This window comes from Massilia sp. TSP1-1-2 (assembly GCF_049896185.1).
GTDB lineage: Bacteria > Pseudomonadota > Gammaproteobacteria > Burkholderiales > Burkholderiaceae_D > Telluria_A.
The window spans coordinates 92824-105509 of the sequence record NZ_JAFCTU010000019.1 but is presented as its reverse complement, the minus strand read 5'-3'; the positions used below and the strand labels follow the sequence as shown (position 1 = coordinate 105509).

Annotated in this window: 11 protein-coding genes; 6 read left to right on the top strand and 5 right to left on the bottom strand. The window is 63.3% G+C overall.

The features are described from left to right. Positions 1-84: 84 nt before the first annotated feature. A complete protein-coding gene (locus tag ACP7BV_RS17180) occupies positions 85-663 on the bottom strand; it encodes a hypothetical protein (RefSeq protein WP_426105542.1) in 579 nt (192 codons plus the stop codon). A 241-nt stretch (positions 664-904) separates the two neighbouring features. Between ACP7BV_RS17180 and ACP7BV_RS17175 the strand changes: the two genes are divergently transcribed. From ACP7BV_RS17175 to ACP7BV_RS17160, 4 genes are all read left to right on the top strand, one after another. Continuing rightward, positions 905-1303 carry an Hsp20 family protein gene (locus tag ACP7BV_RS17175; protein ID WP_426105547.1) on the top strand — a complete coding sequence of 133 codons (399 nt, stop codon included), beginning with the start codon at positions 905-907 and terminating at the stop codon, positions 1301-1303. Positions 1304-1524: 221 nt separating this feature from the next. Further along, positions 1525-3042, top strand: coding sequence for a Do family serine endopeptidase (locus tag ACP7BV_RS17170; protein ID WP_426105541.1), 1518 nt, complete (start codon positions 1525-1527; stop codon positions 3040-3042). A 45-nt stretch (positions 3043-3087) separates the two neighbouring features. Beyond that, the gene (locus tag ACP7BV_RS17165; RefSeq protein ID WP_426105539.1) at positions 3088-3750 is read left to right on the top strand and encodes a response regulator; all 663 of its coding nucleotides are present in this window, start codon (positions 3088-3090) and stop codon (positions 3748-3750) included. After that, complete coding sequence (locus tag ACP7BV_RS17160; protein ID WP_426105538.1) at positions 3747-5105, top strand: ATP-binding protein; 1359 nt, start codon at positions 3747-3749, stop codon at positions 5103-5105. Before ACP7BV_RS17165 ends, ACP7BV_RS17160 begins: the two co-directional genes overlap by 4 nt. Before the next feature lie 63 nt (positions 5106-5168). On the opposite strand, the gene ACP7BV_RS17155 is transcribed toward ACP7BV_RS17160, so the two are convergent. Continuing rightward, a complete protein-coding gene (locus ACP7BV_RS17155; protein ID WP_426105537.1) occupies positions 5169-5723 on the bottom strand; it encodes a hypothetical protein in 555 nt (184 codons plus the stop codon). A 49-nt stretch (positions 5724-5772) separates the two neighbouring features. Further along, positions 5773-6567 carry a PhzF family phenazine biosynthesis protein gene (locus ACP7BV_RS17150; protein ID WP_426105535.1) on the bottom strand — a complete coding sequence of 265 codons (795 nt, stop codon included), beginning with the start codon at positions 6565-6567 and terminating at the stop codon, positions 5773-5775. 92 nt (positions 6568-6659) lie between these two features. Here ACP7BV_RS17150 and ACP7BV_RS17145 point away from each other — a divergent pair, with 92 nt between their 5' ends. Next, entirely contained in the window at positions 6660-9824 is a 3165-nt protein-coding gene (locus ACP7BV_RS17145) for an error-prone DNA polymerase (RefSeq protein WP_426105534.1), read from the top strand. A gap of 213 nt (positions 9825-10037) precedes the next feature. Here the strand turns inward: ACP7BV_RS17145 and ACP7BV_RS17140 are convergent, their stop codons facing one another. Further along, positions 10038-10439 carry a PRC-barrel domain-containing protein gene (locus ACP7BV_RS17140; RefSeq protein ID WP_426105532.1) on the bottom strand — a complete coding sequence of 134 codons (402 nt, stop codon included), beginning with the start codon at positions 10437-10439 and terminating at the stop codon, positions 10038-10040. 187 nt (positions 10440-10626) lie between these two features. Beyond that, the gene (locus ACP7BV_RS17135; protein WP_426105531.1) at positions 10627-11607 is read right to left on the bottom strand and encodes an aldo/keto reductase; all 981 of its coding nucleotides are present in this window, start codon (positions 11605-11607) and stop codon (positions 10627-10629) included. A gap of 102 nt (positions 11608-11709) precedes the next feature. On the opposite strand from ACP7BV_RS17135, the gene ACP7BV_RS17130 reads away from it, so the two are divergent. Then, positions 11710-12642, top strand: a complete 933-nt coding sequence (locus tag ACP7BV_RS17130) for a LysR family transcriptional regulator (protein WP_426105530.1) — start codon at positions 11710-11712, stop codon at positions 12640-12642. Positions 12643-12686 lie beyond the last annotated feature (44 nt).

Here is a 12686-nt window from a genome sequence, read left to right as displayed (position 1 = left end):
GGCATGCCCCATGATGCGTTATCTAAGATTTGTTTACAACAACTTTCTACACTGTGCGCTCAGGCTGAATAGTCACGAAATGTCTTAACTTGGGTGGATTGGGTTGCTACCGGGCTTGCCGCTCTTAGTCTGTAATATGTCCTCCGCGTGGAAGTACAGCGCCGCGTAGATTTCGAGGAACCTTTTGGTGGGTACCGACTTGATTTTATGCGGATGTGACGATTTGTTGTCCCCCACCGCTCGCTTAAGTTCCTTCGCGCATGACTCGTACGCACGCCGCAGCGCCTCGGCAACGGGCGACCCCAAGGGCATGCGCGGTTCCAGTACCTTTTCGAGATACCAAAGCAGGAACTCTGCGATCTGGAGGAGTTGCTTGACTGCGGTGTTCGACTCCACGGCCCCTGTGATTGGCGACGGGTCCCCGTTCTTCTGCGCCGATGCGATCATCCGCACGGCACGATCAGACATGCCCTCGATCTGCTCGACTGGGTAGAAAACGAGCTGACAAAGGGCCTTCTTTTCTCCCTCGGTCAAGCAGCCGGCCTCGAGTGCGCGGGATGCAATATCAATGTCAAATGCGTCGACAAAGCGATTAAAGACTCGAAGCCCCCGGGCCGCAGCGACTATCGTGTGTGGGTTGTCATACCGACTGTTGAGATACACGGCACATGCACGACTCCATTATTGGAGGTTAGTAGCGCGCGTGAACGAGTCAGTTGAATTTCATTTTTGTGCAAATACAGGCAAGTTCAACGGCATTATAAATGGCTATAATAAAAGTGTAATTGATTTGGCATTGCCATATCTCAAGTCCTTGTTCCTGAAAAGTTTTTTCGATAAAATTGCAAAGCGGGGGTGAGGTTCGACATGCCGTTCAACTATCGGATTTGACCGCCTGGCCAACCTGCTGGAATCGCAGCGCACCGAGGTGCAGCCCAGCTATCCTCCCTACAATATCGAACTGGTCAGCGAGGACAAGTTCCGCATCGTCATGGCGCTGGCCGGCTTTGACCGGGCGGAAGTGGAGATCGTCGCCGAGCGTGACACCCTGCACGTCACGGGCCGCAAGCAGAAGGACGAGCAGCAGCGTACCTACCTGCACCGCGGCATTGCGGCGCGCGACTTCGAGCAGCGCTTCCAGTTGGCCAACCACGTCAAGGTCACCACCGCGTCGTTCGACAACGGCATGCTGACCATTGAACTGGTGCGCGAAGTACCCGAGGTGCTCAAGCCGCGCAAGATCGTCATCGACGCGGCCGAGGGCAGCAACGTGCAGGCGCTGGAGCAACGCCAGGCTGCATAAGGCTTTACTGAGGAAGCACGGGGCGCCCGCATGTTGGGGCGCCCCGTTTCGCGTGCGCGAGGACGATATAGAGGTGGCCGCCGCTAACGCACCTCTTTACCGGCGCTGCGTGCAGCTCGCCCCCTTTCACGGGCACCCATTCCAAAAACTTAAGGTAACCCTAAGTCTGATCGATCATTATTCATCCCGTCAGCAACCCATTTCAATCCAGGAGTTAAGTCATGCATAACGCAGGTGCCACCACTGTCATTACCGCGAAGCGACTCACCCTTGCCTTGGTCGCCGCAGGCGCCATCGGCGGGGCGGTTGGAGCGATCACGGTCAACCATAACAGCGCCGTCGCCGCCGTTCCCGTCGTGGCCGCCGCGGCCCCGGCAACGGCCGCGCCGGCACCGCTGGGTGCCGGCGTCGTGCTGCCTGACTTCACCCAGATCGTCTCGCGCAACGGCCCGGCCGTCGTGAATATCCGTGTCATGGGCAGCACCAAGACTGCACTGGCCGAACGCGGCCAGCGCGCTCCCCAGTTTGACGAGGACGATCCGTTTTTTGAATTCTTCCGTCGCTTCCAGGGCCCGCAGAATAATGCGCGCGCCCAACGCGACAGACCCGTTTTTGGCGCCGGTTCCGGGTTCATCATCAGCCCGGACGGTGTCATCCTGACCAACGCGCACGTGGTGCGCGACGCCACCGAAGTCACCGTCAAGCTGCAGGACCGGCGCGAATACCGCGCCCGCGTACTCGGCTCCGACCCCAAGACGGACGTGGCGGTGCTCAAGATTGACGCTAACAATTTGCCGGTGGTGCCGATCGGCCGCTCCAATGAATTGAAAGTGGGCGAATGGGTCCTGGCCATCGGTTCGCCCTTTGGCCTGGACAGTTCCGTCACCGCCGGCGTGGTCAGCGCCAAGGGCCGCTCGCTGCCCGACGACAGCAACGTGCCCTTCATCCAGACCGACGTCGCCGTCAATCCCGGCAACTCGGGTGGCCCGCTGTTTAATACCAAGGGCGAAGTGGTCGGCATCAATTCGCAAATCTATAGCCAGACCGGCGGCTACATGGGATTGTCGTTCGCCATTCCGATCGACGTCGCCTTCCGCATCAAGGAGCAGATCGTCAAGACCGGCAAGGTGCAGCATGCCAAGCTCGGTGTGACGGTGCAGGAAGTGAACCAGGGCTTTGCCGATTCCTTCAAGCTCGCTTCGCCCGAAGGCGCACTGGTGGCCAACGTCGAAAAAGGCGGGGCCGCCGACAAGGCCGGCATCAAGTCCGGCGACGTGATCCGCAAGCTCAATGGCCAGGCAATCATCGCCTCCGGCGACCTGCCGGCCATGCTCAGCCTGGCGCAACCGGGCGACAAGGTGGCGCTCGATGTCTGGCGTGACGGTAGCATCGTGCGCATCGACGCCCGCCTGGCCAACGCCAGCGACAAGGCCGATCCGGCCGAGCGCGAGGAAGTGGCCGGCGTGGACAGCGGCTCGCGCCTGGGTCTGTCACTGCGCCCGCTCGACCCGAACGAGCGGCGCCAGTCCGGCATCGCCTCCGGCCTGGTGATCGAAGACGCGGCCGGCGCGGCGGCCAACGCCGGTGTGCAGCCCGGTGACGTATTATTGTCGGTCAACGGCCGGCCGGTCAGTTCCGTCAGCCAGGTGCGCGACGTGGTCGGCAAGTCGACCAAGTCGGTGGCCTTGCTGATCCAGCGCGGCGCCGACAAGATATTTATCCCGGTGCGGATCGGCTAGCAGACAGCTTGCCTGGTCGTCCCACCAGTTGAACGAGGAATAGCGATGCGCCTGCTGCTGGTGGAAGACGATACGATGATCGGCGAAGTGGTGCTCGACCTGCTCAGGGCCGAGCACTACGCCGTCGACTGGGTCAAGGATGGCGAAATGGCCGATACGGCGCTGCGCCAGTCGCAAAGCTATGACCTGGTCATGCTCGATCTGGGCTTGCCGCGCAAGGATGGCCTGGAAGTGCTGCGCGCCATGCGCGCCCGCAAGGACCGCACGCCGGTGCTGATCGCCACCGCGCGCGACGCGGTCGAGCAGCGCATCGCCGGGCTCGATGCCGGCGCCGACGACTACGTCCTTAAACCCTATGACCTCGACGAGTTGCTGGCGCGCCTGCGCGCGCTGGTGCGGCGCGCTTCCGGACGCGCCGAGCCCGTGTTTGAACACAACAACATCACCATCAATCCGGCCACCCGCGAAGTGCAGGCCGACGGGGTGGCCGTCACCTTGTCGGCGCGCGAATGGGCTGTGCTTGAAGCGCTGATCGCCCGTCCGGGCGCCGTACTCTCGCGCGCTCAGCTCGAAGAAAAGCTGTACAGCTGGCGCGACGAAGTGAGCAGCAATGCGGTCGAAGTGTATATCCACGGCTTGCGCAAGAAACTGGGCAGTGAACTGATCCAGAACGTGCGCGGCGTTGGCTACATGGTGCCCAAGCCATGAAGGCGTCGGACGTGTCGCGCTCAGTGTCGCGCTCGGTGTCACACTCGCTGCGCGGGCGCCTGCTGTGGTTTTTGCTCGCCGCCATCAGCATCGCCGCCGTGGTGCAAGCCTCCATCGCCTACCGCACCGCGCTCGACAACGCCGACCAGATTTTCGACTACCACATGCAGCAGATGGCGCTGGCGCTGCGTTCCAGCGTGCCGCTGTCGAACACCGAAGTGCAGGCCGGGATCGACGCCCAGTCCGAAAACAATGAATTGATGGTGCAAGTGTGGACCCCGGACGGGGTGCAAGTGTTTCGCACCGTCTCCAGCGCGCGCTTGCCGCAGCACGCGGTGCTCGGTTTTTCCAACGTCAACGAGAACAACACGACCTACCGCGTGTTCTCGATCCAGACCCCGACCCAGACGCTGCAGGTGGCGCAGGACATGGCGGTGCGCCGCAACATGGCCGGCAACATGGCGCTGCGCACGGTGGGGCCGATCGCGGTGATGATGCCGATCCTGATGCTGGTGGTGTGGTGGGTGATCAGCGGTTCGCTCGCGCCCGTGGCGCGGGTGCGCTCGCAGGTGGCGGCGCGCCAGGCCGACGATCTGTCGCCGGTGTCGGACGCCGGGCTGCCCGACGAGGTGCTGCCGCTGGTGCAGGAACTGAACCTGCTGTTCGGACGCGTCAAGACGGCGTTTGAAGCGCAGCAGCATTTCGTGGCCGACGCCGCGCACGAACTGCGCACACCGCTGGCCGCGCTCAAGCTGCAGGCGCTGAGCCTGGAGCGGGCCGACAGTGGCGAGGCACGCGGGGTGGCCATTGCGCGCCTGACGGCCGGCATCGAGCGCGCCACGCGGCTGGTGGAACAGTTGCTGGTGCTGGCGCGCCAGGAAGCCAGTGCTGCCAGCGGCGCGCGCAGCGAACAGGTGGACCTGGCCGAAACGGCGCGCCGCGCGGTGGCCGAGATGGCGCATGCGGCGCAAGGCAAGGGCCTCGATTTGGGGCTGCAGCGGGCCGACACGGCAATCGTAACAGGGCAGGGCGACGCGCTGCATATCCTGATGCGCAACCTGGTGGACAACGCCATCAAATACACGCCGGCCGGCGGCAGGGTGGACGTCGAGGTGAGCGCCGGCGCGCAGGGCGTGGTGCTGTGCGTGGAAGACAGCGGGCCGGGGATTCCCGCCGACGAACGCGAGCGCGTGTTCGACCGGTTTTACCGGGTGGCGGGGAGCGAAGCGAATGGCAGCGGGCTGGGATTGGCGATCATCAAGGCGATCGCCGTGCGCCACGGCGCGCTGCTCACGCTGGGCCAGTCAGAGCGGCTGGGCGGCCTGAGCGTGACGATCGCGTTCCCGCCCAAGTAGTCGCCATCACGCGTTGTCGCCACGCTTTCTTTCCACGCTTCGTCTTGCGCTGCAGCCGAAATTTTATTTCTTTGAAATCGCCTGCAACAACACAAACGCTTCATGACTGATCGCGCTGTCCGCATCGGCCAATTCCTTCTTCGCCTTGACATACTCCGGCCGTTTCATTTCTTTCTTTTCGGCCGCGTCGGTCGCCTTGGCGCCGCCCATGCCCATGCCTTGCATGCCGCCGCCGCTGTTATACATCTGGTAGACGACTTGTTTGCCATACGGCGTGTTATAAAAGCGCGTCATTTCGGTCGCCGTTTCAGCACTGATCGCCTTGGCCAGCGGATAAGCCAGGCGCGCATAAATCTGCTCCTTGGGCATTTTATCCAGCTTTGCGAACACAGACGCACGCTGCGCTTCATTGGCATACTTGCTCAGCGACGCTGTGGTGCGCATCATCTTTTCAGCCTGCATCGCTTCCAGCAGCGCCGTCACCGCCTTCACATGACCGACCGTAATCACGGTCGATGCCGCTGGCGCGGCAGCGGGCGCGCCAACTGCGGCAGGTACAACCCCCATCGCACCGGCGGCCAGCACCGCTGCCACGCCCAGCATCTTGACAAATTTCATTCGTATTCTCCAGGAAAGCGCTTTTGCAAAGCGAGCATCATATCAAAGGTTATTGCGCCAGCACTTCTGTTGCGCCGCCTACAAAAATATCCTTGCCATCGATGCGGGTGACCATCCGGCACGGGTTGCCCAGCAGGGCACCCTGCAGCACGACCAGACCATGCCCCAGCCACGCGCTGAGCGCCCCGGCGGCGACCCCGGTCGCACTGTCTTCGCCGGCCGGGTCCGGATGGTTGAAATTGCGTCCTTCATATTCGCGCTCGCCGGTGCGGCAATACACATAGCAACCATTGACGCCGTTTTCCTTGCTCCACGCCACAATGTCGGCCAGCGGCGGCGTGAGCGCGTACAAGGCGGCGCGGTCCGCCACTGCGATCAGCAGCTTGGGGCTGCCCACCGACGACAGCAGCGCGGGCGCGGCCAGGCGCAGGCCAGGCTCGCCCAGCAGGCGCGCGGGCAAACCCGGTGCAATGCCAACCGGCGCCACAGCCTGCCTGCGCACGCTGGCATACAGCGCTTCACCATCGCGCGCAAGCGTCAGCAACTGGCTGCGCATCGCCGTTTCCAGCACCACCGGCGTACCAGGCTGGCGGCTGCACAGCACATGCGCCGCCGCCAGCGATGCATGCAGGCATAGCACGCTGCGCGCATGCGGGTAGTAAAAGTCGGCCACCCACGCGCCGCGTTCGCCCGCCGGCGGCGTCAGGAACACGGTGGCGCTGTGGCCGCTCTCGCGCGCCAGCAGTTGCCGCTGCGCCACCGCCACCGGACCGTCTTCGATCACCTGGGCAATGTTTCCCTTTCCCGGAACCGCCCCAAAACAGCGCAATAGTGCCACCTGCATACCGATTTCCTTGAATTTGTCGATGCGAAGACGATGCGATATACTGTACATCTATACAGTAGTCTCACTTACCTATATTGTAGCTTCTCGCCATGTTTCCCGCTGCCACAGCCCAGAGTTTGCCCGACTATGCCGAGCTGTTCTGCCTGTCCAATTTCTCTTTCCTGCACGGCGCCTCGCACGCCGAGGAGCTCGTCGCGCGCGCGGTGCAGCTAGGCTATAGCGCGTTGGCCATCACCGATGAATGCTCGCTCGCCGGCGTAGTGCGTGCTCACGCCGAAGCTAAAAAGGCGGCGCTGCCGCTGATCATCGGTGCCCATTTTCACCTCACCAATCCAGACGGCAGCGCCGCGCTCTCGCTCATCGTGCTGGCGCAAAACCGCAATGGCTACGGCAACCTGTCCGAACTGATCACTGTGGGCCGCACGCGCAGCGAAAAGGGCACTTATCTGCTTACCCCGGCCGACTTCGCTTCGCCGGCGCCCTTGTACGCGCATCTTGCAAACTTGCCCGACTGCCTGGCCATCCTGCTGCCGGCCTATCCGGGCTACGACAGCGCCTGCGTCGACCGCCTGCACGCGCAGGCCGCCTGGATCGCCGCCACCTTCCCCGGGCGCTCTTGGCTCGGCCTCAATTTGCTGCACCGCGCCTTTGACGACGCCCACCGCGCCACGGTCGAAGAAGTTGCCTGGCAGCACGGCTTGCCGATCACCGCTGTCGGCCATGTGTGCATGCACGTGCGCTCGCGCAAACCCTTGCACGACACATTGTGTGCGATCCGCATCGGCAAGCCGGTGGGCGAGTGCGGCTACGCGCTGTCGCAAAACGCCGAACAGCATTTGCGCGCGCGGCTGCGCCTGTCCAATATCTACGCCCCTGAAGCGCTGGCCGAAACGCTGCGCATCGCGCGCCTGTGCACGTTTTCGCTGGAAGAACTGCGCTACGAATACCCTGACGAACTGGTGCCGCCCGGGGAAACGGCGAGCGGTTACCTGCGCAAGGAAACTTATATCGGCGCCCACCATCGTTTTCCGCTGGGAATTCCGGCGCGGGTGCAGGCCCAGATCGAGCACGAACTCGAGCTCATCGCGTTTCTGCGCTACGAACCGTATTTTCTCACCGTCTACGACATCGTGCGCTTCGCGCGCTCGGTGGGCATTTTGTGCCAGGGACGCGGCTCGGCGGCCAACTCGGCCGTGTGCTACTGCCTGTCGATCACCGAGGTCGATCCCGCGCGCGGCAACTTGCTGTTCGAGCGCTTTATTTCCAAGGAGCGCGACGAGCCGCCCGACATCGACGTCGACTTCGAACACCAGCGGCGCGAAGAAGTCATCCAGTACATCTACACCAAGTACAGCCGCACGCGCGCCGCGCTGGCCGCCGTCGTCATCAGCTACCGCCCCAAAAGTGCGCTGCGCGACAGCGGAAAGGCGCTCGGTATCGATCTTGCCATCGTGGAAAAAGTCGCCAAGACCCATCACTGGTTCGACAGCAAGGAAGACCTGGTCAACCGGCTGGCCGAATGCGGGCTCGATCCCGAGTCGGCGCTGGCCCAGCAGTGGGCCACGCTGGCGCAGCGCCTGCTCGGTTTTCCCCGCCACCTGTCGCAGCATCCAGGCGGCTTCGTCATTTCACAAGGCAAGCTTTCGCGCCTGGTGCCGATTGAAAACGCCACCATGGCCGAGCGCAGCGTCATTCAGTGGGACAAAGATGACCTTGAGGAACTCGGTTTGCTCAAGGTTGACGTGTTGGCGCTGGGCATGCTCTCGGCGCTGCGCCGCACGCTCGATTTGGTCGGACAGCAGCGCGGCACGGTGTTCTCCATGCAGGATATTCCCGCCGAAGACCCGGCCACCTACGACATGATCTGCGCGGCCGATACGGTGGGCGTGTTCCAGATCGAGTCGCGCGCGCAGATGAGCATGTTGCCGCGCATGCTGCCGCGCACCTTTTACGACCTCGTCATCGAAGTGGCGGTGGTGCGGCCCGGGCCGATCCAGGGCGGCATGGTGCATCCCTATCTGCGCCGCCGGCAAGGCTTGGAGCAGCCCGTCTATCCCAAGCCGGAACTGAAGGTCGCGCTCGAGCGCACGCTGGGCATTCCCATTTTTCAGGAACAAGTGATGCAGGTGGCCATGGTGGCGGCCGGCTTTACCCCCGGCGAAGCGGACCAGCTGCGGCGCGCCATGGCGGCCTGGAAGCGCAAGGGCGGGCTGGAAAAATATTACGGGCGCATCGTCAATGGCATGCTGGAGCGGGGCTACGACCTGGCCTTTGCCGAATCCATTTTCAGCCAGATCCAGGGCTTTGGCGAATACGGTTTTCCAGAGTCGCACGCAGCCAGCTTTGCGCTGCTGGCCTACGCCAGTTCCTGGCTCAAGTGCCACGAACCGGCCGCGTTTTTATGCGCGCTGCTCAACAGCCAGCCGATGGGGTTTTACAGTCCGTCGGCGCTGGTGCAAGATGCGCAGCGGCATGGCATTGAAGTGCGGCCGGTAGATATTGCGATCAGCAGCTGGGATTCGGCCCTCGAGCCGTCCGGGCGGCCGCAGGCGGCGGTGCGGCTTGGACTGTCCCTGCAGCGCGGCATGCGTCAGGAGGTCGCGGCGCGCATCGAGGATGCGCGGGCGATGCGCGCCTTTGACAGTGTGACCGATCTGGCGCGCCGCGCCCAGCTCGACCGCCACGATCTGCAGGTACTGGCCGGGGCCAATGCACTGCAGTCGCTGGCCGGCAACCGGCGCCAGGCGCTGTGGCAGGCGGTGGGCGCGGTGCCCGACAAAGACTTGCTCAGGCCCACCTCGCTGGTGGAAGAAACGCCCGTGTTGCAGGCGCCAAGCGAAGGCGAGGATATCGTCGGCGACTACCGGGCGCAGGGCTTGACGCTGGGGCGCCATCCGCTGGCGCTGCTGCGCGCGCGCCTGCTGGGGCAGCGCTTCATGCCCGCGTCCACGCTCAATGATTACAAGAATGGGCAACTGGCGCGCGCGTGCGGCATCGTCACGGTGCGCCAGCGGCCGGGAACGGCCAAGGGCGTGTTGTTCGTCACGCTCGAAGACGAGACCGGCAACGTCAACGTCATCGTCTGGCCGAGCCTGGTGGAGCAGCAGCGCAAGGAAGTACTGGGGGCGACGCTGCTGGGGGTGTATGGCGTGTGGCAGCGCGAAGGGCAGGTGCGCCACCTGGTGGCCAAGCGGCTGGTGGATATGTCGGCCCTGCTGGGCCGGCTGGATACGACCAGCCGCAATTTTTGCTAACCGTGACAAAAAACCGAGGGTGTCCGGCTAGTGGCCATAAACGTAGGGCGGAAAAGCAACGCGCATTCCGCCATGTCCGCGCCACGTTGACGCATGCATGGCGGAAACGCGAGCCGAGGCCACCTTGCGCGCGCTGGGAATCTACTCTGTCAGGCTAGTGGCCATGCCTGCGCCGCGTTGACGCATGCATGACGGAAACGGAGGTCGAGGCCATTACATCACCGGCATGCCGTAATAGCTGTGAATCTCGTTCTTCCACTCGGCGTTGGCCATGTCAGGCCAGTGATCCGTGTCGAATCCCGGTGCATTCTCGATGCGCTCCTTCGGCAAGTCCATCGTAAAACGCTTGTTCGCGGTATCCAGCTTCAACGCTTCCCAAGGCACCGCAAACAGCTTTTCACCGATCGACAGCACGCCGCCGCTGGACATCACCGCGTAGGCAATCTTGCCGCTGCGCATGTCGAGCATGATTTCCTTGATCTCGCCAAGGTGCTCGTTTTTCAGGTTGTGTACGTGGTCGCCGATCAGGGTGTCAGCCCCCATCAGTTCAGGACCTGGGCCCTTGTGGCCTTTGTCGACATACATGCCATAAGCATCGCGTTCTTCGTAGGACATTGTGACCTCCACTGATTAAAAATCCCAGCTTGAGTGACGCACGATTGACGGTCTGTTCGCTAGCGCTCAGAGAAATCCGGAAATGCTTTTTTCAGGCCTCTTGCTTTAACCATCCCATCGCACGTCTATCAATTTGCAGTAGAAAGTTCCCAAGTTGCACGGGAAAACATGCCCCCCGCCAAACTGCTTAATTCCCAAGCCCTTGCATGCCGGCCGCAGGATAGCGCTCGCCGGAAGCGGCGCCCAACGGCATGGCCCGGTCCAGCCGTTGCAGTTCGGTCGCGTTCAGGCAAACGGCGAGCGCGCCCACATTTTGTTCCAGATAGCCGCGTCGCTTGGTGCCGGGAATGGGGGTCACGCCCTCCTGTGCAAGCAGCCACGCCAGCGCCACCTGTCCGGCTGTGCAAGCCTTCTCGGCCGCCAGCGCCGTCACCACGGCCACCAGCCTGACGTTCTCGTCCAGGTTGCCGTTCTGGAAGCGCGGCGCAATCTTGCGAAAGTCATCCGCGGCAAACACGGTGCCCGCATCGATGGCCCCGGTGAGCATGCCGCGCCCCAGCGGGCTGTAGGCAACAAAGCCGATGCCCAGCTCGCGGCAGGCCGGCAGCAACGCCGATTCGGCGTCGCGCGTCCATAACGAGTATTCGCTTTGCACCGCCGCGATCGGATGGACTGCGTGCGCGCGCCGCAGTGTCTCCGGTCCCACTTCGCACAGGCCAAGCGCGCGCACCTTGCCCTCCGCGACCAGCTCGGCCATGGCCCCGACCGTCTCTTCGATCGGCACCTCGTTTGCCAGCCGGTGCGCATAGTACAGGTCGATGGTGTCGACCTTCAGGCGGCGCAGCGAGTCTTCGCACGCTTGCCTGATATACGCCGCGCTGTTGTCGATGCGCCGCTCGTACACGCCCGGCGCGCGGCGGATGCCAAATTTGGTGGCCACCACGGCGCCCGAATCCTTGCCAAGGGCGCGCGCCAGCAGCGTCTCGTTGTGCCCGGCGCCGTAGGTGTCGGCAGTGTCAAACAAGCTCACGCCCAGCTCCAGCGCGCGGCCAATCACGCGCAGCGCTTCGGCGTCGTCGGTGGCGCCGTAGAACTCCGACATGCCCATGCAGCCCAGGCCGACGGCCGAAACGGCGATGCCGCTGTGTCCCAAAATGCGTTGTTTCATGTTGCCTCCACTGTGCAGGTTGCGCTGCACTTGGCAGCGTGGCCTCAAGATAGGCCAGCCGCGCTACAATGGCCAATCCCATTTTTATGATACCTTTTTGGTATGGCGCTTCGCTTCAAGCTCAGGCAGCTGGAAATGTTCGTGGCGGTGGCCGAGACGCTCAATTTCCGCGAGGCCGCCGCGCGCCTGCACATGACCCAGCCGCCGCTGAGCCGCCAGATCAGCGAACTTGAAGGCGCGCTGGGTATCAAACTGCTTGAGCGCAGCAATCAAGGTGCAAGCCTGACGGCCCCCGGTGCGCGCTTCCTGGACGAGGCGCGCACCTTGCTGGCCGCGTGCGACGCCATGGGCGCGCGCTTTTGCGGCAGTCTCGGCCCAGTCGTTGACACGCTCAGGGTCGGCGTGACGACGGTTGTCGATACCGGGACGTTGCAGCAACTCTTGCCCGTCCTGGAAGCGGCAATGCCGGGCCTGGAGCGCGACTTCAAACGGCAGGGTTCGGTCCGCTCAGTGCGCGACCTGCTCCAGCACCGGCTCGATGCAGCCATCATCGGCATGCCGACCGAGACCGCCGACGTGACCGTGTTGACCGTGCGCCAGCTGTACCGAGACCAATTTTGCGTCGCACTGCCGGCCAGTCACCGCCTGCGCAAACGAAAAGTCATCGGGCTTGGCGAACTGAACGACGACTTGCTGTTCTGGTTCAAACGCGATCTAAATCCCGGTTTTTACGACGCCTGCGAAGCCGTTTTCCGGCAAGCCGGCTATGCGCCGCAACGCGCGCCCGAACCGGCCGACCATCACGTGCTGCTCAGCCTGATCGCCAACCAGGGCGGCGTCGCGCTCATTGCGCGCTCGCTGTGCAACATTCGCCGCAGCGGCGTCGTCTACCGGGACCTGAAAGAGAGCGAGCTGCTCTTCATCGACGTCAGCGTCGCTTACCTCGCCTCGGCCGGCAAAGCGGCTTTGCCCCGCTTCGTCGAACAGTTGGTGCGTTTCTATGGCAATGGCGAGGAGGGCAGGGCGCCGGCATGATGCCCAGTTTTACCTTGTTTTGCGGCAGTATTCACCCGTTTAAG